This is a genomic window from Luteimicrobium sp. DT211 (genome assembly GCF_049844995.1).
GTDB lineage: Bacteria > Actinomycetota > Actinomycetes > Actinomycetales > Cellulomonadaceae > Luteimicrobium.
The window spans coordinates 65,668-87,994 of sequence record NZ_JBNCMC010000001.1; the positions used below are offsets into that span (position 1 = coordinate 65,668).

Annotated in this window: 16 protein-coding genes; 4 read left to right on the plus strand and 12 right to left on the minus strand. The window is 73.1% G+C overall.

The genetic code is table 11. The features are described from left to right. Positions 1 to 11: 11 nt before the first annotated feature. From ACLQ14_RS00320 to ACLQ14_RS00330, 3 genes are all read left to right on the plus strand, one after another. Positions 12 to 1,034 carry an NAD-dependent epimerase/dehydratase family protein gene (locus tag ACLQ14_RS00320; RefSeq protein ID WP_425808695.1) on the plus strand — a complete coding sequence of 341 codons (1,023 nt, stop codon included), beginning with the start codon at positions 12 to 14 and terminating at the stop codon, positions 1,032 to 1,034. A gap of 160 nt (positions 1,035 to 1,194) precedes the next feature. Further along, positions 1,195 to 2,589: a hypothetical protein gene (locus tag ACLQ14_RS00325; protein WP_425808697.1), complete on the plus strand. Its 1,395-nt coding sequence runs from the start codon at positions 1,195 to 1,197 to the stop codon at positions 2,587 to 2,589. After that, positions 2,586 to 4,679: a hypothetical protein gene (locus tag ACLQ14_RS00330; protein ID WP_425808699.1), complete on the plus strand. Its 2,094-nt coding sequence runs from the start codon at positions 2,586 to 2,588 to the stop codon at positions 4,677 to 4,679. Before ACLQ14_RS00325 ends, ACLQ14_RS00330 begins: the two co-directional genes overlap by 4 nt. Positions 4,680 to 4,708: 29 nt before the next feature. Here ACLQ14_RS00330 and ACLQ14_RS00335 read toward each other — a convergent pair whose 3' ends face one another. The 11 genes from ACLQ14_RS00335 to ACLQ14_RS00385 all read right to left on the minus strand — a co-directional run bounded on the left by ACLQ14_RS00335 (position 4,709) and on the right by ACLQ14_RS00385 (position 19,062). Then, positions 4,709 to 4,831 carry a hypothetical protein gene (locus tag ACLQ14_RS00335; protein ID WP_425808701.1) on the minus strand — a complete coding sequence of 41 codons (123 nt, stop codon included), beginning with the start codon at positions 4,829 to 4,831 and terminating at the stop codon, positions 4,709 to 4,711. 88 nt (positions 4,832 to 4,919) lie between these two features. Next, positions 4,920 to 6,503, minus strand: coding sequence for a hypothetical protein (locus tag ACLQ14_RS00340; protein WP_425808703.1), 1,584 nt, complete (start codon positions 6,501 to 6,503; stop codon positions 4,920 to 4,922). 37 nt (positions 6,504 to 6,540) lie between these two features. After that, complete coding sequence (locus tag ACLQ14_RS00345) at positions 6,541 to 7,167, minus strand: SGNH/GDSL hydrolase family protein (protein ID WP_425808705.1); 627 nt, start codon at positions 7,165 to 7,167, stop codon at positions 6,541 to 6,543. After that, positions 7,164 to 8,117: a glycoside hydrolase family 130 protein gene (locus ACLQ14_RS00350; protein WP_425808707.1), complete on the minus strand. Its 954-nt coding sequence runs from the start codon at positions 8,115 to 8,117 to the stop codon at positions 7,164 to 7,166. Before ACLQ14_RS00350 ends, ACLQ14_RS00345 begins: the two co-directional genes overlap by 4 nt. Beyond that, a complete protein-coding gene (locus ACLQ14_RS00355; protein ID WP_425808709.1) occupies positions 8,114 to 9,430 on the minus strand; it encodes an ABC transporter substrate-binding protein in 1,317 nt (438 codons plus the stop codon). The genes ACLQ14_RS00350 and ACLQ14_RS00355 overlap by 4 nt, the downstream gene beginning before the upstream one ends. 50 nt (positions 9,431 to 9,480) lie before the next feature. Then, complete coding sequence (locus tag ACLQ14_RS00360; protein WP_425808710.1) at positions 9,481 to 10,398, minus strand: carbohydrate ABC transporter permease; 918 nt, start codon at positions 10,396 to 10,398, stop codon at positions 9,481 to 9,483. Beyond that, positions 10,395 to 11,375: a carbohydrate ABC transporter permease gene (locus ACLQ14_RS00365; RefSeq protein ID WP_425808712.1), complete on the minus strand. Its 981-nt coding sequence runs from the start codon at positions 11,373 to 11,375 to the stop codon at positions 10,395 to 10,397. Before ACLQ14_RS00365 ends, ACLQ14_RS00360 begins: the two co-directional genes overlap by 4 nt. Beyond that, the gene (locus tag ACLQ14_RS00370; protein WP_425808714.1) at positions 11,372 to 14,458 is read right to left on the minus strand and encodes an alpha-mannosidase; all 3,087 of its coding nucleotides are present in this window, start codon (positions 14,456 to 14,458) and stop codon (positions 11,372 to 11,374) included. The genes ACLQ14_RS00365 and ACLQ14_RS00370 overlap by 4 nt, the downstream gene beginning before the upstream one ends. 3 nt (positions 14,459 to 14,461) lie before the next feature. Then, positions 14,462 to 15,694, minus strand: coding sequence for a DUF4185 domain-containing protein (locus ACLQ14_RS00375; RefSeq protein WP_425808715.1), 1,233 nt, complete (start codon positions 15,692 to 15,694; stop codon positions 14,462 to 14,464). 204 nt (positions 15,695 to 15,898) lie between these two features. Beyond that, complete coding sequence (locus ACLQ14_RS00380) at positions 15,899 to 18,841, minus strand: helix-turn-helix transcriptional regulator (protein ID WP_425808716.1); 2,943 nt, start codon at positions 18,839 to 18,841, stop codon at positions 15,899 to 15,901. Positions 18,842 to 18,909: 68 nt separating this feature from the next. Continuing rightward, on the minus strand, positions 18,910 to 19,062 hold the full coding sequence (locus ACLQ14_RS00385) for a hypothetical protein (RefSeq protein ID WP_425808717.1): 153 nt from the start codon (positions 19,060 to 19,062) through the stop codon (positions 18,910 to 18,912). A gap of 259 nt (positions 19,063 to 19,321) precedes the next feature. Here ACLQ14_RS00385 and ACLQ14_RS00390 point away from each other — a divergent pair, with 259 nt between their 5' ends. Beyond that, positions 19,322 to 21,181, plus strand: coding sequence for an AMP-dependent synthetase/ligase (locus tag ACLQ14_RS00390; protein WP_425808719.1), 1,860 nt, complete (start codon positions 19,322 to 19,324; stop codon positions 21,179 to 21,181). On the opposite strand, the gene ACLQ14_RS00395 is transcribed toward ACLQ14_RS00390, so the two are convergent. Further along, positions 21,172 to 22,275: a hypothetical protein gene (locus tag ACLQ14_RS00395; protein WP_425808721.1), complete on the minus strand. Its 1,104-nt coding sequence runs from the start codon at positions 22,273 to 22,275 to the stop codon at positions 21,172 to 21,174. The two genes, ACLQ14_RS00390 and ACLQ14_RS00395, sit on opposite strands and share 10 nt — an antisense overlap. Positions 22,276 to 22,327 lie beyond the last annotated feature (52 nt).

Here is a 22,327-nt window from a genome sequence, read left to right on the forward strand (position 1 = left end):
CTGGTCGGCTCATGAGTCCGCCCTCGGGACCCTACCCCGTCCACCACGACCCACAGCCGCAACCGGGCCGAGCAGCTCTGACGGGCGCTACCGGCTTCCTCGGCTCGGCCGTCCTCGCCGCTCTGGACGCACGCGGCCACGAGACGGCGGCGCTCACCCGCACGGCGCCCCAGCCAACCCGGCCCAGCCCGCGAACACCCAGCGGTCGCGCCGCGACGCCCTCGAACGCCGCCACGACGCTCGTCGTCGGCGACCTCGCCGACGACCGCGCCCTTGCCGAGCTGTGCTCCGATGCACGCATCCTCGTGCACGCGGCCAGCTACGTCGGCTCCGATCCCGAACGTCAGCGCGAGACCAACGTCCGCGGGACCCGTGCCCTCATGGCCGCGGCCCGTCGTGCCGGCGTCCAACGGATCGTCTACCTCTCGACGGCAGGGGTCTACGGTGGCGCACTCGGTCCCGGCTTGCGCGAGGACGAAGCCGTCGTGCGCCCCCGCTCCTCCCTGTCCGCGAGTAGACGCGACGCGGAGGACGTCGTCCTCGAACAGGGCGGCATCGTCATCCGCCCCCACCTGGTCCACGGCGCCGGTGACCGGTGGTTCCTCAGCCAGGTACTGACCGTCATGTCCGGACTCGGCGCCTGGATCGGCGGACCGGACGTCACGCTGTCCGTCGTCGGCCGTCAGCGGCTCGGGGAGATGGTGGCGGCCGCAGCGCTTCACGCGACGCCCGGGACGATCTACCACGCCGCCGAACGGCCGCCGACCCGGATCCGCGAGCTCGTCGAGCCCGTCTTCGCTCGCGCGCAGGTCCCGCTCCCCCGCCGAACGTTGTCCCCAGCACAGACCGCCGAGCTCCTCAAGCCCAAGGGGATCACGCGCGAACAGGTCGACCTCATCGGTACCGACTCCTGGTTCAGGTGCGACCGCATCTGGGATCTCCTCGACCAGCAGCCTGGCGCGCTCGCCGGCAGACCCCCGACGCCCGAGGACATCAGCTGGTACTCCGACTTCGCCTCCGCTCACACGACCTGAGCGACCCACTCACGACCTCGGCCGCTGGGCGCTCGCTAGCGCGACCTTCCCCCCGCAACGTTCGTCGGAGACGACCTCGGCAGGTTCGTCTGCGTCCGATAGAGCACGGGAGCGGATGACAACGTTGACGTCACATGGTCTCCGGTGCCAGGATCGCCCGGTGACCACCACCGTCGGCGCTTCCTCCCTGCCCTGGCTCGCCGAGCTCTACGCGCTCGCGACCGAGACGCTCGCCCGCAACGTCGTCCGGGACGACGCCGGCACGTTCGTCCGCGCGGGCGGCGGCTACCCGGACCCGTGGACGCGCGACGCGGCGCTCAATGCCTGGGGTGCGGCCAACCTCCTGCGCCCCGACGACGCCCGCGCGACCCTGCTCCGGGTCTGCGACACGCTCGAGGACGGCCGGGCCGTCGTCGCGCAGGACGACCAGTGGTGGGACCAGATCGTCTGGGTGCTCGCGGCATGCGACCTGGCCCACGCCACGTCCGACGACGCGTTCCTGGAGCACGCCTGGCGGGTCGGCACCGCCTCGCTGGAGCTCCTCCACCGCGACCGGTTCCGGCCGCGCTGGGGCCTGTACGCCGGCCCCGCGCTCATGCAGGACGGCATCTCGGGCCTGCCGGTGCCGCCCGCGACGGCGGACGAGCCGACGTCGTTCGTGCTCGACTACCCCGAGGCCCACGAGGTCATGGCGCTGTCGACCAACGTCGTCTACCTGGGCGCCCTCCGCAGGCTCGTCGGGGCTGCGGAGCGCCTCGGCCACGACGCGTCCGACCTCGCCGCCCGGGCGGACGCCCTGGCCGCCGCCGTCGACGAGCACCTGCGCGACGGCGACACCTACGGCTACTTCCTCCACGGCAGCGGCCCGCTGGCGGGCACGCTCGACCGGCACCGCGAGGCGGCCGGGCTCGCGCTCGCCGTCGTCGTCGGCCTCGTGCCGCCGGAGCGGGCGCCCGGGGTGATCGGCTCGATCGGCCGCGGGCCGGCGGGCGTCGTCAACGTCGCCCCGCACTTCGACCGGTACGACGACGACCGCCCGGGCCGCCACAACGTCATGTGCTGGCCCATGGTCATGGGGCTCGCCGGGCTGGCCTCCGCTACGGCGGGCGACCGCGACGGCGTCGTGCGGACGCTCGACGATCTCCGCGCGCTGGTGCGCGCCAGCGGCGGCCGGTTCGACGAGGTGTACGACGCCACGACCGGCCTGCCGCACGGCGGCTGGCAGTGCGGGCACGTCTGGCCGAGCGAGCCCGACCAGACCTGGTCCGCGACGTCGCTGCTCCGGCTCGTGCACCTCGGGCTCGTCGGCCTCGCGCCCTCGCCCGACGGGCTCCGCGTCGCGCCCGTCCCGCTCCTGCCCGACGAGACCGTCGAGCTCCGCGGCCTGCCCTACGGAGCCGCGACGCTCGACCTCACGCTCCGGGGCGGCACCGGGGCCGACGACGTCGTGCTCCTCGACGGTGCGGACGTCACGGCGGGTGCGGTGCACGTCCCGGCCGGCACCGTCGGGCGTCACCGGGTCGACGTGACGGTCCGGGCGGCGGGCGGCCGGTGACCGCCTGGGTCTGGGACGCGTTCTACCGCGAGACGCCGAACCAGCTCGTCCTGCTCCGGCGCGTCGTGGACGCGGACGCCGCGATCGTCGACGGGACGCTCGACGTCGCGGCCCGCGGGTCGTTCCGGGTCTGGGTCGACGGTCGGCTCGTCGCGCACCACGACGTCCAGAGCTCGGAGCCGGGCGCGGCCGTCGTCCGGTGCGACCTCGGCGCGGTCCTCGGCGACGGGCGCGCGAGCACGGCGACCGTCGTCGTGGGCGTGTACCTCCTGGGCGTCGGCACGCACCACCAGCCGCGCGCCCTGGGCGGGCTGTGGGTCGAGGGCGCGCTGCGGTCCGCGGACGGCGCCGTCCACGACGTCTCCTCCGGCTCGGCCTGGTCCACCCACGTGCCTGCGGCGTGGCGGCAGAACACCCCGCAGATGGTCTGGTCGGCGGGGTTCACGGAGTGGTCGGACCTCACGCTCGCACCCGACGGCCTGACCGCCGGCGCAGGCGACGGCTGGGCAGCGGCGGTCGAGTACGACGACCCGCAGCGCCCGCGCCCGCTCGACCGCGACGTCGTCGAGGACGACCTCCCCCTCGGGCCGTTCCTGCGGGAGACCGGGACGGTCCTCGCTCCCCCGCCCGACGGCGCACGGCCGGGTCCCGCCGTCGACCGCGCCGCCGCGGGCGTCGCGCTGGGAGCGAGCCGCGTCGCGGACGAGGGCGGGGACCCGGCGCCCGACGACGCCGCCGGCCGCTACGGGCTCTGGGTCGTCCCGCACCAGCTCGTGGGGTTCCTGACGCTCACGATCGATGCCGCCGAGCCGACCACGATCGACGTCCTCGCAGGCGAGGCCCTCGACGAGCACGGCTGGCCGACGGCGACCCGGCAGGGCATCGCGGCCGTCGACACCGTCGTCGTGCCGGCCGGACGCACGACGCACCGGTTCTGGCACCGGCGGACCTTCCGCGCCCTGGCGTGGGTCGCCCACGGCACGGGAGCCGTCACGGTCGACGCGACCTTCGCGACCGTCACGGCCCGACGCCCCGAGCCGGCGTTCCGCAGCGGCGTCGAGCGCTACGACCGGATGCACGCCGTCAGCGTCGCCACCGCGCGCGTCGGGCGCCAGGACCTCTACGAGGACTGCCCGCTGCGCGAGGGCGGCCACTACGTCGCGGACGCGCGCGTCCAGGCGCTGTTCGACCTCGCGACGACGGGGGTCCCGACGACGTCCCGACGCTCCGTCCTCCAGTTCGCGCGCGCGCAGGACGCCGACGGCATGATCCCTGCGCTGAGCCCGAGCGGCACCCGCCACCGGATCCCCGACTTCGCGCTGCAGTGGCCGTCGTTCGTTGAGGACCACGTCCGGTTCACCGGCGACGCCGCGCTCCTCGAGGAGGTCTACCCGGCGGTCGTCCGGTGCCTCGACTGGGCCGCCGCCCACGTCGACCCCTCGACCGGGCGCCTCGGTCTCGACGAGCCCGGCTGGTGGTCGTTCGTCGACTGGCACGCGTTCACGCCCGACGCGCTCCAGGCCGGCGTCGACGCGCAGCACGCCGTCGCGCTCCGTTCGGCGGTCGCGCTCGCGGAGACGGTCGGGGACGTCGCGGGCGCCGCCGCGTTCCGGTCCCGGCTCGAGGACGTGCTCGCGACCTTCGCGGGCCGGGTGGAGCACCCGCACGCCGCCACGATCCTGCTGTGCGGGCTCGACCCGGCTCTGGCCCGCTCGGTCGTGGCGCCCGGCGCGCTCGACGGGTTCGTCCCCGAGACCGGTTACTTCCTGTTCTGGGTGTGCCGGGCGCACCTGGTCCTCGGCGACACCGCGTCCGCGCGGGAGCTGGTCGACACCTACTGGGGGACGATGCTCGACGCCGGCGCCGGCACCTGGTGGGAGCGGTGGTCGCCGACGCGCGAGGTCGTGGAGTCCACGGGTTCGAGCCTATGCCACCCGTGGTCCGCGGGGCCGCTCGTGCTGCTCCCGATGCTCGCGCTCGGCGTCGACCCGTTCGTCCGCGAGCGCGCCGACTCGCGCTTCGAGCCGGTCGACCTGGGTGGCACGGTGACGGGTGCGCTCCACACGCCGTGGGGCGTCGTCCGCAGCTGAGCGCCGCTCTACCGTCCGCAGGGATCACGTCAGAAGGCGTTGCCCAGCCAGGAGAAGAACCCGCGCACCACCATCTTGGCGAAACCCCACCAACCGGGCTCCCTGTTCGGCGCACCGTGCCTGCCGACCCGCGGCTCCGCTTGGTCCCCCATCCGGCACACGGTAGAGCATCACGTCAGGCCGGTCGCCCACGCCTCGCGGCGCCGCCGGACACGCTGACGGTGCCACGGTGACGGTCGATCAGCCCCCGGCGAGGTCGACGTCCACGCCCCACGGCAGCTCCCAGCGGTAGGTCCGCTCCTCGCTCCCGACGCGCCAGCGACGCGGCGTCGGCGTGCTCTGCCAGTCGAGCGGCTCGACGCCCCCGCTCACACCACCGGCCGCGGCCAGCGCCGCGGCGCGCCGGAGATCCCCGTCCACCTCCGGCGTCAGGGTCGCCGGGTCGACCGACACGAACGTCGCCGTGCCCGACGCCGCGACGAGCTCGAGGAGCTGCCGGTTGAGCTCCCACGGGGTCTGCGGCGTCGAGGGGACGCAGTCGGCGTCGACGGCGAAGAAGCGGTCGTGCTGCGCGAGGCGGAACGCGAGCGCGTTCACCCCCATCCGCCGCGTGCGCTCCCACTGCCGGCCCGACGTGTCGTCGCCCACCCGGTGGACGTGCTCGAGTCCCGCGGCGAGGTGGCCGACCGTGTTACAGCCCAGGACGATCGCGTCGCCGGCGGCGTCCCGGACCGTCCGGTAGAGGTCGACGAGGACCTCCGCCGTCGTCCGGCTCGCGTCGGCGAACCGCCACCGGGTCGGCCCGCACGCCACGTCGGCGCGCCCGTGGAACCGCCCGAAGACGTCGAAGGTCGAGAAGTCGTGCTTGACGAGCTCGTAGCCCCACTCCCGGAAGCCGCGGACGCTCGCCGCGACCAGGTCCAGCGTCTCGGGCCGGCTCGGGTCGAGCGGCCACTCCCCGTCGACGTGCTCGTCCCGAGCACCCGGGACCTGCCGGCGGGACAGCAGGGGCCGGAACCACAGGCCCGGCCGGCACCCCGCGTCGCGGATCGAGCCCGCCACGGACGCCATGTCGGAGAACGACCTCCAGCCGCGGTCCCACGGTCCCCCGGGCGCGGTCCCTCCCTCGCTCCACCCGGCGTCGATGACGCAGAACGGCGCGGGGCCGTCGTCGGGCGCGGCCCGGCGGACCACGTCCGCGTCCCCGAGGACGGCCGCCGCGTCGAACCCGACGCCGTAGGCGTAGTACCAGTTGTTGCTCCCGAAGACGGGCACCGACGGGAGGATCGGGTCCGAGCAGAGCGCCGCGCAGAGGTCCTGCAGCGCCGCGAAGGCCGAGCCCCCCGGCCCGCCCTCCCAGCCGACGACGGTCGCGAGCTCGAGCCGTCGGCTTGCGAGCGCCACCGGCTGCGAGCCGGCGCGCACGTCGAGCCACAGCGTCACGCCCGTCAGGTCCGCCGTCCACCCGCAGAACGCCCCGGGTCGGACACGGACCCCGGCGCCGCGGACGCCGCCGTCGGGCCGGGTGGAGAGCCAGTACCAGGGCAGCACCCGCTCGGGTCGCGGCGGCTCCCAGCGCAGGTCCCCGTAGGCCCGCTCCCAGGCGTCGCCGAGCACGAGCGACCCCTCCGCGAGCGGCTCGTCCCAGCGCAGCGCGAGCAGGCTCAGCGGCCCGTCCGCCTCGACGCTCAGGTCGAGGCCGGACGGGCCTGACGACGCCCTGACCAGCGCGTCGCCGCACTCCCAGCCGTCCGCCGAGAGCCGACCGCGGGCGGGGTCGCCGCCGTCACCCGTCCACGCGAAGACGGCGTCGGGCGGCGGCATCGTGCGCCTCATCGTGGGTCCGACACCCGATCCGTCGTCAGTCGACCAGCCGCAGCCACGCGGCCGCGAGCGCCGCGTGACCCGCGGCGGTCGGGTGGACGCCGTCCGCGGCCCAGTACTCCGGACCGGTGGTGGCGGCGAGCTCCGCGAACAGGCCGTCCGCGGCGAGCAGGTGCGCGCCGAACTTCCGGGCGAGCTCGCGCACGGCCTGGATCTTCGGGTCGAGGTCCTCGCGCTGCTTGCGCTGGTCGTCGCTCAGCGGGAGCAGGAACGGCTCGATCAGGACGAGCTGCGTCCCCGCCTCGGCGAGCGGCGTGAGGAGCCGGTCGTAGCCCGCGGTGTAGTCGTCGACGGGGATGACGTAGCCGTCCTCCGCGTACGTGTGCCAGCCGACGTCGTTGATCCCGACCAGCACGGAGACCACGTCGGGGTGCGCGTCGAGGACGTCGCGCTGCCAGCGGGTCTCGAGGTCCATCACCTTGTTGCCGGCGATCCCGGTGTTGAGCCACGTGACGGGGCGGTCGGGGTGGCGGAAGCCCCACTCCCCGGCGACGCGGAGGGGGTAGCCCCAGCCGAGCGGCTGCTCGATCTCGAGGTGCTGGCAGTCGGTGATCGAGTCGCCCGTGAACATCACGGTGCTGCCGGGCTGCAGGTGGACGGTCATGCGTGCTCCTTGGTGGGGGTGCTCGGGGTGAAGGTCGCGACGCCGATCGTGGTGTCGCTCTGGCCGTAGTAGGCGAACCAGGTGCCGCGGAAGTGGACGAGGCCCTCGACGAACGTGACGTTGTCGACGAGCCCGGAGAGCTCCTCGGCGGTCGCAGGCTCGAGCCACGGCTCGACGAGCTTCGCGACGACGGTGTCCGGGCGGTGCGGGTCGATCAGCACCTGGCCGCACGCGTACCGGACCCCGCCGCCCTCCAGCTCGACCGCGCTGTTGTGCATGAGCAGCACGTGCCCGGTCCGCGTCAGGACGGGCTGCGGGCCCGTCTCGACGAGGTCACCCATGAACGTGCCGGGCTCGGGCCGGAGCACGGGCTCGGGCGACGCGTCCCAGTGCAGCAGGTCGGTCGACGTCGCGAGGTGGACGTTGCCCTCCCCGAACCACATGAGCCACCGCCCGTCGACCTGCTCGGGGAGGATCACCCCACCCTTGCTCCAGTCCGGGCCAGGCGTCTCGCGGACCCCCGCAAACGTGTTGATCCCGGGCACGATCGGGCCGTGCTTGGTCCACGAGCGCAGGTCCGACGACGTCGCGAGGCAGAGCCGGGCGGTGTGCCGGTCCCAGCCCGTGTACGTGCAGTAGTACGTGCCGTCGATGAGCACGACGCGCGGGTCCTCGCACCCGAACCGCTCCCAGTCGTGCTCGGGGACCAGGACGGGCTCGGACTCGGTCTCGAACGTGTAGCCGTCGTCGCTCCAGGCCAGCCCGAGGGACGACACGATGTCGTCCGCGTGGGCCCGGTACACGAGCGCCACCCGGTCGCCCACGACGACGGCCGCGGGGTTGTAGACGTTGGCGGACTCCCAGTCGTGCCGCCCCGGGCGCAGGACGGGGTTCTGCGCCCAGGGCACGAACGGACCGAACGGGTAGTCGACGGGAGGGGTGGTCGTCACTTGCCGATCAGCCCCTCGATCCCGCTGACCGTCTCGTTGATGCCGTCGTCGACCGACTTCTTGCCCTCGAGCATCGGGTTCCACGAGGTCTTCTCGATGTCGGCCTCCTTGGTCGCCCAGGGGTCGAGGAACGACGTGTTGAACTTGTCCGGCGTGGCGAGCTCGTACTTGGCCGTGGCCTCGATGCTCGCGGCCGCGGTACCGCCCTGGGCCTCGAGGCCCTCGTAGTAGCCCTTCGTCCCGGGCGTGTACGCGATCGGGGCCACGGGCACGGTCTTCATGGACTCGTTGAAGCCCGTGGTCTCCAGGTAGACGATCGTCTTCCAGGTCTGGTCCGGGTTCTTGATCGTCGCGGGCGAGCAGACGCCGTTCGTCTCGATGGGCTGGACGTTCTTCGCCGAGCCGACGGGCCACGGCGCATAGCCCCAGTCGAACTTCGGCTTGTTCGGGCTGATCATCTGGTTGAGCCACTGACCGCCGAACATCAGCGGGATGTTCCCGTTGGAGAAGGCCGCCATCGCGTTGGTGGCGTCGTAGTCGGGGTTGGTCATCTGCTTGGCGGCGATCGCGTCGACGAAGCGCTGCGCGCCCTCGTGGACGGTCGCGTCGGCGCTCACCTTCGTGGTGTCGATGAACGAGTCGACGAGCGGCTGGCCGCCGTTCGCGACCGAGTACGCCGAGACACCTTCGGTGGCGTCGAGCAGGGGCCACTGCGTGACGAGCGGCGTCGTCGACGCGTCCTTCTCCTTGAGCTTCTTGATGTCGGCGAAGAGGTCGTCCCAGGTCCAGCCCTCCTTCGGGATCTCGAGCCCGGCCTTCTTGAAGGTCTCCGCGTTGTAGAAGAAGCCGTAGGTGTTGGCGAGGGTCGGGATGCCCGAGAGCTCGCCCTTCGGGGTCTTCCACAGGTCGAGCGAGCCGGGGGAGAACTCGGAGGCCTTGAGGTCGGTGTCCGCGTCCATCTTCTTCGACCAGTCGTACAGCAGCCCCTCGGCCGCGAGGTTCTGCGCCTGGGAGGGCGTGCACCAGAAGAAGTCGGGTGCCTTCTTGGCGAGGATCAGGCTGGCCAGCTTCTGGGCGTAGTCGGCGTTCGGGGCGGCCTCCCGCTTGACGGTGATGCCCGACGAGCCCGAGAACGACTTCATGGTCGCGTCGAACGCGGCGTTCGTCGGGTTCGACTCCCAGGTCATGTACGTGACGGTGCCGCCGGACGACGAGTCGGACCCACCTCCGCCGGACGACGAGCTGCAGGCGGTGAGGCTGACGGCGGCGGCGACGGCCACCGCACCGACAGCGGCGAACTTGGTGCGAGACATGCCACTCTCCTTCGAGTGCGTGAAACGAGGTCGGACGTGGATGGGGTGGGCTACTTCGAGATCGTCCCGAGAGAGCCGATGCCCTCCATGAAGTAGCGCTGGGCGAGGAAGAACAGGATCAGCGGCGGCAGCATGAACAGGACGTTCGTCGCCATGTAGTAGTTGTATTCGGAGCCCGCGGTGTCGCTGAGGAACGACGCCATGCCCAGCGGGAGCGTGAACTTCGACTGGCTCTGCAGGTAGACCAGCGGGTTGAGGTAGTCGTTCCAGGCGAGCTGGGAGGACATGATGGCGACCGTGATCCAGACCGGCTTGGTGATCGGGAGCATGATCCGCGTGAAGATCGTCCAGTGCCCCGCGCCGTCGATCAGGGCGGACTCGTCCAGGTAGCGCGGGATCGACTGGTAGTACTGCCGGGCGAGGAAGATGAAGATCGGGCTCCCGAAGAAGGCCGGGAGGATCAGCGGGACCCAGGTGTCGATGAGCCCGAGGTTGATGTACAGGTGCTGCAGCGGGATCAGCCCGACGATCCCCGGCACGAACAGGCTCCCCGCGATGAGCGCGAACCAGAAGTTGCGGCCCGGGAAGTCGATCCGGGAGATGCCGTAGCCCACGATCATCGAGCTCGCCACCGCCCCGAAGACCGACAGCACCGTGACGATCAGGGTGTTGACGAGCAGCCGGTAGAAGTGGATCTCGGCGGGGCCGTTCTTGAAGTTCGAGAACTGGAACTCGTGGGGGAAGAAGCTCGGCGGGATCTGGTTGATGTCGCCGTTGGACTTGAGCGCGATGCTGAGCATCCAGACGAGCGGCAGGAGCATCGACACGGCGAGGAGCCCGCACAGGACGTACCAGGCGACGCGCGAGAGCGTGCGCGGCACCCGATGGCTCAGGGGGACGTGGCGCTCGGCCGTCCCGGCGGCCTGCGACCCGGGCGAGGTGGGCGGGGCGGTCAGCGTGGCGGTCATGCTTCACCTCCGGCGGAGAAACGGCCCCGGGTGAGCCGCAGCATGACGAGGGTGACGACCATGACGATCGCGAACAGCACCCACACCTCCGCCGTGGCGTAGCCGAGCTGCGGCGCGGCGATGAAGTTCGCGAAGCCGTCGTTGTAGATCTTGTACATGAGCAGGTTGGTGGACGTCCCCGGCCCGCCCTTGGTGAGGATCGCCACCTGGTTGAACGTCTGGAACGCCCCGTTGAGCTGGAGCACGAGCTGCAGCAGCAGGATCGGGCCGATCATCGGCAGCGTGATCTTGAGGAAGCTCCGGAACGCGCCCGCACCATCCACCTTGGCGGCCTCGAGCAGCTCGGTCGGCACGGCCTGGAGGCCCGCGAGGAAGATGATCATCGTCCCGCCGACGCCCCACACCCCGACGAGCAGGATGGCGGGCAGTGCGACATGGGCGTCGCCCAGCCACCCGCTCTCCGGCAGGTGGAGGAACCGGAGCACCTCGTTCGCCAGCCCGTACGTGGGGTCGTAGATGTACTTCCAGAGGGTCAGCACGGCCACCGCGGGGAGGACGACCGGCAGGTAGAAGATCGTCCGGAAGATCTTGACGCCCTTGAGGGCCCGGTTGACCAGGACGGCGAGCGCGAGGCCCGCGACGATCGTCACCGGCACCGAGATCACGACCCAGAGGAACGTGACCGCGATCGACGGCCAGAACGTCGGGTCCTTGGTGAACATCTCGACGTAGTTGTCGAGCCCCACCCAGGTGGCCGGGGTCAGCCCGTTCCAGTCGGTGAACGAGTGGTACAGCGACGTGACCATCGGGTAGCCGACGAACAGGAACAGGCCGATGATCGCCGGCGAGATGAACAGGTAGCCGAGCAACGTGTCGCGACGCCGCTTCGCGGACCTTCGCGTGCGGCCGCGGCGGCGCGCTCCCGCGGCGGAACCGACGAGCGGCTCGGCCACCGCGTCGGCAGACATCCGTGTCATCCGATCTCCTCCTCGAGACCCGAGCCCCGGTGGATCCGGAGCGTGACGATCTGGAACGGCCGGAGCTCGAGCTCCGCGCCGGTCCGCGCGTCGGCGAGCTGCTCGAGCTCGCGCTCGAGCAGGTCGACGACGGACGCCCCCCGCGCCTCGGCGTCCCAGCCGACGCGCGCCCGGGTGCGTGCCCCCAGCGACTCGTACAGCCGGACAACGAGGTCGCCCGAGCGGTCCTCGGCGAGCTTGACGCTCTCGACGACGACGCCGTGCGGGCCGCCGTCCGGCCCGACCCCCGACACCGCGACGAGCGGCGTCACGGGCGCGGCCCCTGCGCGCTCCCGGAGCGGCAGGTTCAGCCGGTAGCCGGCGTCGACGGCGTCCTCGATCGCGGCGCCGCTGACGAGCTGGTAGGAGAAGCGGTGCGTGCCCTGGTCCGCCTCGGGGTCCGGGTAGCGCGGCGCGCGCAGCAGCGAGAGCCGGACCTCCGTGCCCGGGCGTCCGCCGCCGTCGGGGTCGACGCGGTGGATGTCGTGCCCGTACGTGGCGTCGTTGGCCACCGCCACCCCGAAGCCCGGCTCCCCGACGTGCACCCACCGGTGGGCACACGTCTCGAACTTCGCGGCGTCCCAGGTCGTGTTCGCGTGGGTCGGCCGCACGACGTGCCCGAACTGGATCTCCGACGCGGCCGTGTCCGTGAGCACGTCCACGGGGAACGCGACCTTGAGGATCCGCTCGGCCTCGTGCCAGTCGACCTCGGTGTCGTAGTCGAGCGTGGCGGCGCCGGGACGCAGCGTGGTCCGCTGGGTGGCCGTGGAGCTGCCGAAGCTGCGCGTGACGACGACGGTCGCCTCGCCGGCGGCCCCGCGCTCGACCCGCAGCTCGTCGAGGTCGTCGAGGTCGTCGAGCGTGCGCCCGGAGCCCCGGTAGTGCTCGTCGAGGTCCCAGGCGTCGAACGCGTTCGGCAGGTCCTGGTGGAGCACGAGCTCGCCGAGGCGCCGCCCGGGCAGGACGAGCTCGCGCCCGTGCCTCAGGTCGACCACGCTGGGCGCGACGCCTCGGCCGTCGATCGTGACGCGGAGGACGCCGTTGTCGAGGACGGTCGTGCCGCCGTCCTGCGTGACGGTGACCGCCGGGGATGCCGCGGGAGCCGGTGTGCCGGCACCGAGCGCCGGGACCCCGGACGCCGCGGTGGGCGCCGCGTTGAAGGCGATCGGCGTGCTGCCCTCCCCCGCGAGGACGTCGAGCGCGGACCCGATGATCCCCTCGAGCTCTGCCCGGACCTCCTCGTACGCCTCCGCCGCCTCGCGGTGGACCCACGCGATCGACGAGCCCGGGAGGATGTCGTGGAACTGGTGGAGCAGCACCGTCTTCCAGAGCCGGTCGAGCGCCTCGTACGGGTACGGCACCCCGTGCCGGACGGTCGCGACCGCGCTCCACAGCTCGGCCTCGCGCAGGAGGTGCTCGCTGCGGCGGTTGCCGCGCTTGGTGGCGGCCTGCGACGTGTACGTCCCCCGGTGCGCCTCGAGGTAGAGCTCGCCGACCCACGTCGGGGCGTCGGCGTACTCGGCCTCGGCGGTGCGGAAGAACTCCTCCGGCGTCGCGTGCTCGATCGTCGGCGAGCCCTCCAGGTCCGCCTGGCGCCGGGCGCGCTCCATCATGAGGGCGGTGGGGCCGCCACCGCCGTCGCCGTGACCGAACGGGACCATCGAGGTGGTCGCGGCCGGGTGCTCGGCGAAGTTGCTGACGGCATGGTCCAGCTCGGCCGCCGAGAGCTCCGAGAGGTAGGTGTCGACGGGCGGCAGGTGGCTGAACAGCCGCGTGCCGTCGATGCCCTCCCACCAGAACGTGTGGTGCGGGAACTTGTTCTGCGGCGCCCCCCAGGAGAGCTTCTGGGTGACGAACCACCGGTAGCCGGCCAGCTTGGCGATCTGCGGCAGCGCCGCCGTGTAGCCGAACGAGTCCGGGAGCCAGACCTCCTCCGGGTCCACGCCGAAGCGCTCGGCGAAGTACCGCTTGCCGTGGAGGAACTGCCGCACCAGGGCCTCGCCGCCGGGCATGTTGGTGTCCGACTCGACCCACATGCCGCCCGCAGGGATCCACGCGCCGCGGTCGACGGCCTTCGTGATCGACGCGAAGAGGTCGGGCTGCGACTCCTCGATCCACGCGTACTGCTGCGCCTGCGAGCAGGCGAACCGCAGCTCGGGGTAGTCGTCCATGAGCGCGATGACGTTCGAGAACGTGCGGGTGCACTTGCGCACGGTCTCGCGCGTCGGCCACAGCCACGCGGAGTCGATGTGCGCGTGCCCGACGGCGGCCACGCGGTGCGCGCTCGCCTCGGCGGGCTGGGCCAGGACCTCCGCGAGCTCGGCGCGCGCCGCCGCCGCGGTCCCGGCGACGTCGTCGAGGTCGAGGGCATCCAGCGCGCCGGCGAGCGAGGCGAGGATCCTGCCCCGGCGCGGCCGGTCGGCGGGCAGTCGCTCCGCCCAGCCGAGCAGCACGTCGAGGTCGTACGCGAGAGCCTCGACCGCCGGGTCGACCAGCGCGACGTCGGCCCGCTTCAGCCGGTACAGCGGCGGCCCGTCGGGCGCGATCCCGTCACCCAGGTGCGTCGGGCGGAACGCCGCCGCCGCGACGTCGGGGTTGGCCGCGGCCTCGACGAAGAGGTCGACGGACGAGCCGGTGACCGCCACGGCCTTGTTCCGCGGGTGGATGCCCTTGAGGATCTGCCCGTCGGTGTCGAAGACGAGCCCCTCGCACTGGAACCCGGGGCCCGCGTCGGCGTCGAAGCCGATGTCGAGCATCGCCGCCGTGCGCAGCGCCCCGCCCCCGGCGCCCGTCCGGCCTGCCCAGGCCGCGGGTACGTCGCCGCTCACCCGGAACCACGTCGTCGTCCAGGCCGGGCCCCACGGGTCGCCGACCCGCACGGCCGTGAACGGACCGTCGGTGGCGCGGTCGAAGGGCTCGGGCTCGCCGGCCAGCGCCCGGGCCGTGACGGCGAGCGGCGCGGTGGCCACCTCCGCCGCGGGCCAGACGCGCTCGGTGAGGACGCGGCGCGTGCGGTCGACGACGCGCTGAGGATCGAGGTGCATCGGTCAGGACTCCTTGAAGTCGACCTTGACGAGCATCTGCTGCCCGGTCGAGGACGCGTAGTACGTGTAGTAGCGGGTCAGTCCGTGGTGGGTCGTGTACTCGGGGTGGGCGAAGGCGGCGTAGTCGAGGCCGTCCGTGGACTGGGTGGTGAACAGCGTCTGCTGCGAGCTCCAGGGGCCCCAGGGGTGCGGGGCGGTCTGGTAGTAGACGTTCTTGTCGAGGAACGGCGACGGCATGAACGTGTTCGTGTAGCCGTGCGTCGTGGGGTCGTACTGGACGGTCTCGCCGGCGGCGCCGCCCTTCATGACGGCGACCGCGGCGCTCGGGTCGTGCGACCACTGCGCACGGCCGCGGGCGTCGTCGCCGGTGTAGTAGGTCCAGGCGTCGTGGTCCTGGACGTCGCCGAGGCGGACCCGCGCCACGGCGCAGTCGTTCGCGCTCGTGCAGCTCCCGTAGGCGTACAGCTCCTGCCCGACGACGACGGCGCCGCCGTTCCCCCAGTTCTCCGCCGGGGCGAACAGGAGGGTCGGGTCGTGGCCCTCGGGCGACGTCAGCGCGGGGTCCTGGTGCTCGACCTTCAGGCGGGTGATCGCGTGGGTCCGCATGTCGACCGAGACGATGCCGGAGCCGAGGGCCTGGCCGACGAACCCAGAGGCGCACGGGCCGGTGTCGAGGCCGCCGCGGCACAGCTTGCCGTAGAAGACGAGGATCCGGTGGTGGCTGGGGTCGGCGACCGCGGCGCCGGGCCAGAACGCGAACTGCGTCCCGCAGTTCACGTCCGTGGAGCCCGTGCAGTCGTCCGACGCATGCTCCTCCTGAAACGCGGTCTCGGCCGCGGAATAGGGCACGAACTCGGTGGGCGTCGTCGTCTCGGTGCGGTCGAAGACGGTGGTGGAGCGCAGTGTGATGCCGTCCGAGGCGTCGAGGTCGCTCGTCGACGCCGACGTGCTCGAGAGAAAGCCCTCGGGGTCCTGGAGCATCGTGTCGTCGAAGAACCAGTACGACCGGCCCTGGTAGAGCACGCTCTGCCCGTTGTCCCGGCCGACCACGTGCGCGTTCTGGTCCACAGGCCCGAGGACCGTGTAGTCCTTCACCGTCAGCCCTCCGGCCGACGGCGCGGGGCCGGCTCCGTCACCCTGGGCGGGACCGGCGGCCGAAGCCCCGCCGGCCCCCGCGGCGACGGCCAGCACCGCCGCCAGGGACAGTCCTGCGGCCGAGCGTCGAAGCAGTTTCATCCGTCTCACTCCTCGTCGAGCCATCACGCTTCCTCGCGTGCTGCGCGACCAGTAGACAACGTTGACGCATCGATGTCAACGTTGTCGTAGAGACGAGCTCGAAGTCCCCCGACCACCCTCGCGAGGGCATGCGAGCACGCCCGGCGCGCGGGCGGCGGGTCGGGCGGGGTGGGTCGGGCGAGGGGGGCGTCGGGTCCGGCGGGCTCAGCCCGGCCGGCGCGCGCTGGGCGCGTCGAGCAGCCCGCGCTGGTGCGCCACCGACACCGCCTCCGCGCGGGTGGCCGCGCCGAGCTTCGCGAGCACGTTCGACACGTGCACGCTCACGGTCTTGCCCGAGATGAACAACCGCTCGCCGATCTGCCGGTTCGACAGCCCCTGGGCGACCAGGGCCATGACCTCCGCCTCCCGGTCGGTGAGCGTGTCGGTCGACGGCGGCCGGACGCCGCCCACGTCCAGGCGCGCCCGACGGGCGAGGGCGCGGCACGCGTCGGCGAGCGGACGGGCGCCCATCGCGTCGGCGTCCGCCAACGCGGTCGCAAGCTGCTTGCCGCCGGCGTCCCGGTCCCCCGCCGCCACGAGCGCCTCGGCCCAGCGCCACCGGGACCGGGCGACCTCGTAGCGGTAGCCGAAGTCGAACTCGTGCGCCGCCGCGGCCCAGAGCTCGGGGTCGTTCGCGCCCCCACCGCCCGCGGCCTGCAGCCGCGAGTGCTCCGCGTGGACCCGCGCGAGCCAGCCGCGGCCCTCCGGCCCGAGGACCCCGCCGCGCGGGCGCCCCCGCTCGGCCGTGCGGACCGCGGCGTCGAGGAACTCGTCCCCGTGCGCGACGAGCGGCGCGACGTCGCGCCCCAGGAGCGCGTCCCGCTCGGCCTGGTCGGCGAGCGCCGACAGCGCGAGCGCGGAGAGCCAGATCCGGCCGAGGAACGAGTCGGACCACTCGCGACCGAGGAAGACGATGACCTCCTCGGCGAGCGCGACCGCCTCCTCGTCGTCGCCCCGCCAGACGAGCGCGTCGACGGTGCAGCCCCCCGCGACGAGCGCGATCTGCCCGTCCACGGTCCACGCCGGACGCAGGGCGCGCCCCCGTTCGACGGCGTCCGCGTCGCCACGCGCGACGGCCGGGTAGAGCTGCAGCGCCTGGTACCCCGCGGCCCAGCTCTCAGGGACGGGCCCGGGGTCCGCCGCCGCGAGCTCGCCCCTCAGGTAAGCGCCGAGGAGGACGAACATGCGGATCGTCATCCCGTAGACGCTCCAGGTCATGCCGGTGTCCTGGGCGTATTGCGAGGCCTCGTCCGCGAGCCGCGCCGCCTCGTCGAGGTCGCCCGCGTAGTACCGGTTCGCCACGAGGTTCGACATGCACCGGAGCTCGGTCTCGAGGTCGCCCGCGGCGTGCGCGCGCTCCTTGGCCTCGACGAGGAGCTCCGCGGAGCGCTCGGCGTCGTCGACCTCGAGCACGGCCAGGGTGCCGAGCGCGTCCGCCTCGACGTCGGGCGCGTCGACGGCCTGTGCGTCGGCGACGGCGCGGACGGCGTCCTGGCGGGCGACGTCGTCGAGGTCGAGGTTGAGCGCGGCGCGCGCGTGCATCGCGAGGGTCCAGGCGCGGTCGCGCGACGGCGGGTCGACGGGCAGGATCTCGAGCGCGGCCGCGGTGCGGTCGAGCATCTCGTCGAGCTCGTCGGCAGCGAGCAGGTAGCTGGCGAGGACGTGCTGGAGCGAGGCGTGGCGGAGCGGGTCGCCGACGTGAGCGTCGACGACGGCTCGGGCGAGGTGGACGGCCCGCTCGGGAGCGCCCGACCACGAGGCGGCAGAGGCAGCCGCGAGCGCGACCTCGTCGTGCGTCTCGCCGAGGAGGTCGGCGGCCTCGGGTACGGCGTCCCACAGCGCGAGCACCTGCTCGAGGTGGCGCCGTTTCTCCGCGGGCGCGAGGACGCGCGCGGCCTGCCGGGCCGCGTCCCGGCTGGCGACGAGCGTCGTCGGCAGGTCGTGGGCACGGAACGCGTGGAAGGCGCGGACCGCGGCCGAGCCGAGGGTCGGGTCGGCGAGGAGCGCGTCGAGGTAGGCGCGGTGGACGGCCACCTGGTCGCCCGGCAGCAGGTCCCCGTAGACGGCCTCGGCGAGGAGGGCATGGCGGAACACGATGCGGTCGCCCTCGGGGTGCAGGACCTGCTGCGCGACGGCCTCCCGCAGCGCGGCGTCGGTCTCGGCTCCCCGGGTCGGGCCGCCGTCGAGCACGGGACCCGCGGCGACGGCGCGCAGCAGAGGCTCGGAGACCTGGCGGCCGGCCGCCGACGCGACGCGCACGAGCCGCTGCACGTCCGGCGCGAGGCGCTCGAGCCGGGCGTGGAGCACGTCGGCGAGCGTCCAGGGAAGCTCCCCGGGCCGGACCCTCGACTCGACGAGCTCCTCCGCGAAGTAGGCGTTGCCCTCGGAGCGGCGGCTCACCGACTCGAGGGTGGCCGCGTCGAGCGGGCTCCCGGCGATCGCCGTCGTGAACTCGCGCAGCTCGTCGCGCGTGAAGGGCTCGAGCTCGATCCGCTCGACGCGCGGGTGGCGGCCCAGCTCGGCGAGCACAGGACGCAGGGGGTGGCGGCGGTGGAGGTCGTCGGCGCGGTACGACGCGATGACCACGAGGTTCTCGTCACGCAGCCGGGCGACGAGGTAGCGCAGGACGTCGAGCGTCGAGGCATCCGCCCAGTGGATGTCCTCGATCACGAGCACGAGCGGCGACGACGGCGCCCCGGCACCTCCGAGCACGGCGGCCAGGCCGTCGAGGAGCTGCAGGCGGCCGGCGGGCTCGGAGGTGGGAGTCGCTCCCGGGTCGGCGTCGAGGAGGCGCGCCAGCGCGGGACGCTGGGCGGCGACGTCGTCGACGATCGAGCAACGACGCCGCAGGTCGGTGAGCGCCTCGACGAACGGGAGGAACGGAAGCCCGACGGAGCCCAGGTCCACGCAGTGGCTGACGACGACCGACGCGCCGGCGTCCTGGGCGAGCTCGGCCGCGCGGGCGAGCAGCCGGGTCTTGCCGACGCCGGCGTCGCCTCCGACGAGGACGAGCGCCGGCTCGCCCTCGGCGGCGCGCCGGACCGCGCCGGTGAGGAGCTCCAGCTCGGCGGACCGCGCGACGAAGTGCGCGGACGCAGGTGCGGGCATGTCCCCCAGTGTGGCAGCGCCGTCCGACGCGGTCACCGGGAAAGCCCCGGCGGCCTGCGCCGGCACGGTCACGGCCGGGTGGTCTCGCCGCGGTGGGAGTGGCGGCGCAGCCAGTGCAGCAGCGTGCCGTGGTTCTCGTTCGCGTGCCGGAACGACGACGCCGCGCGCTCCTGCAGGTAGGCGACCTGCGCGTCCGCGGCGGGTCCGAACTGCTCGATCATGATGTCCCCTTCGGTCGGTGGCGAGGCCCTCGTGCCCCTCGCGTCGACGTTCACGTTCGTCGTAAGACGGCCCGCCCGGCATCGGGCGGTCGCCCAGTCCTGCGGCCCGGGGGTACCTCAGAAGCCCCTGAGGCGGCCGGGAGCGGTCTGAGGTGGCCCCGACCAGCGCATTCAGGGGATGCCGATACCCGGGGTACCATGTATCACGAGCCCGCGTCGGAGCGGGCGTTCCCATGCAGCGGACGACGAGGTACAACGCATGACTGCACCGGCCACCACCCCCGCGGGCCGACCCGCCACCCACCTGGACCTGAGCGACTCTCCCCTGCGGATCGCGCGCTCGGTCACCGCCCTCTACGACGCGCGGGTGCGCGACCACGCCGACCAGCTGGCCTACCGCTCACCCGACGGCCACGGCGGCTGGGTGGACCACACGTGGCGCGACGTCGACGCGCGGGTCCGTCCGCTCACGGCCGCGTTCGTCGAGCACGGCATCGCGCGGGGCGACCGGATCGCCCTCATGGCGGGCACGAGCTACGACTGGATCGTCGTCGACCAGGCGATCCAGCAGGCGGGCGCCGCGACCACGTCGATCTACCCCATCGCCACGCCCGACGTGCTCGAGTGGATCCTGTCGGACTCGGGGTCGCGGATCGTCGTCGTCGAGAACGCGGAGCTCCTGGAGCAGGTGCGCGCGGTGCGGGACAAGGCCCCCGCGCTCGAGCTCGTCGTCGTGGTCGACGCCTCCGGCGCCACGCTCGAGGACGGCGAGCGCTCGCTCGAGGACCTCGTCGAGTCGGGTCGCGCGTACGACGTCGCCCACCCCACCGCCGCCGACGACGCGCACGCCGACCTCGGCCCCGACGACCTCGCGACCCTCATCTACACGTCGGGGACGACCGGGCTCCCGAAGGGCGTCCGGCTCACGCACTACAACTGGACCGGTGAGGCCGCGGGCATCGACGCGCTCGGCATCCTGTCCGACGAGCACACGCAGCTGCTCTGGCTCCCGCTCGCGCACGTGTTCGCGAAGACGTTCGTCGTGGCGCAGCTCCTCATCGGCTACCCGACGGCCGTCGACGGCTCGATCCCGAACCTCGTCGGGAACCTCGAGACCGCCCGGCCCGTCTTCATGGCCGCCGCTCCCCGCATCTTCGAGAAGGTCCACGCCGGCATCACCGCGCAGGTCGAGGCCAAGGGCGGGATCACGCTCGCACTGTTCCGGTGGGCCGTGCGCACCGGCGAGCAGAAGGTCCGCGCACAGCAGTCCGGCACGACGGCGTCCTGGTGGGTGCGCGCGCAGGCCGCGCTGGGCAGTGCGCTCGTCTTCTCGAAGGTCCGCAAGCGGTTCGGCGGGCAGCTCCAGTACTTCATCTCCGGCTCGGCGCCGCTGTCGCGCGAGATCCTCGAGTTCTTCGAGGCCGCCGGCCTGCCGATCCTCGAGGGCTACGGCCTCACGGAGACGTCCGCCGCGATCACCGTGAACCTCCCGGGCGACTCGCGGTTCGGGACCGTCGGCCCCGTGCTGCCCGGCCACGAGATCAAGCTCGCGTCCGACGGCGAGATCCTCGCGCGGGGCCCCGCCGTCACGCCGGGGTACTTCAACAACCCCGACGCGACCGCCGAGGCCATCGAGGACGGCTGGTTCCACACCGGCGACATCGGCGAGATCGCCGAGGGCCGCTACCTCAAGATCGTCGACCGCAAGAAGGACCTCTTCAAGACGTCCAACGGCAAGTACGTCGCGCCGGGGCTCGTCGAGGTGACGCTGTCGTCGAGCTGCCCGCTCATCGGCCAGGCCGTCGTCGTCGGGGCCGGGAGGTCGTACTGCGTCGCCCTCGTGAGCGTCGACTCCGAAGAGCTCGTCGGCTGGGCCAAGGCGCACGGCCTCACCGGGACCTACGAGGAGCTCATCGCGACGCCGGAGGTCCGCGCGGAGGTGCAGGCCGCCGTCGACCGGACCAACGCCGGGTTCGCACGGTGGGAGCAGATCAAGAAGTTCGCGATCCTCCCGAACGAGATCACCGTCGAGTCCAACGAGCTCACCCCGTCGCTCAAGCTGCGCCGCAAGCCCGTGATCGAGAAGAACGCGGACCTGATCGAGTCGCTCTACGCCTGAGCCCCCGGGTCGGCCGCCGCGGCGATCGGCGGAAGTCCAGGAAGCCCGGGCGGAAGGGGTGCGTCGAGCAGAGCCCGCAACGCCTCGATCACGGCGAGCACGTCGTCGTGCACCTGGCGCGAGAACGCGGCCTCGTCCAGGAGCGCTCGGGGTGCGATGCGAAGCGTCGCTCCTGCTCCGCGGCCGCCGGGCGCCACGCCTGCCGTGGCGTCACCGTCCCGGGCTGCGGGATCGAGCTCGATGCTCAGCCAGATGCGCGGAACGCCCAGGGCGGTGAACCATGCCATCCACTGCGGGTCCGTGCGGATCGCGTCCGAGTAGAGGTCGACCAGCCCGGCGTACAGGCGCGCCGGTTCGTCCTCGACGGGGCCGCAGTCCAGCTCGAGGTAGAGCGCGCCGTCGGCGAGAGGCGTCACGGCGATCGGGCCGGATCGCAGCCCCCCGCCGGGGGCGACGGCCGGGGCAGCGGTGCCCGCGTCGTCGTCGTCAGGGCCCGCGAGCAGTCGGTCGTCCCGCACGTCGAACGCGACCCGCGAGGCGCCGACCTCCATAGCGTCACCGAAGCCACGGATCTGCATGCCACCGGAGACCAACTCGAGCTGGTCGGGCCCCCGCCATCGCAACGACGCCAGCGTTCGTGCCAACCGGCGGGCAGTGGTCGGGCCCCGGGCCGGTGCGGAGACCCGGACCCGCTCGCCCTCGTCGACCTCCGCGACCACCCGCGCGAAGCCGTCGTCAGCGAGCCAGCCGGACAGTCTCGCCCGTCGACGTCGGCCGGGCGCCCATTTCCACGGAGAGCTGCGGCGGTACACGAAGTCGTAGTCCGCTGCCAGGTCCGTCGCCCGCGAGACGAGGTCACGAGCCTCCGGGCCACAGGCGGTCCCGGCCGCCTCCACGAGGGTCCGGGCGACGCTCGCTCGCTGGGCAGGCTTCGGCAGTGCCGCGAAACCACGGGGCAGAAGCACCCTGACCCTTGCTTCGTGCCGATCACGGGTGCCGCACTGCACGGTCACGTCGGGGCCGGGCGAACGACCAGGGACCACGAGCACGACGTTGAGCGGGAGCTCGCCGAGCGCCTTCAGCTCGGCGCCCACGGCCGCCACGACGGTACGGCCGACTCGAAGGAAGGCGTCGGTACTCGCATCG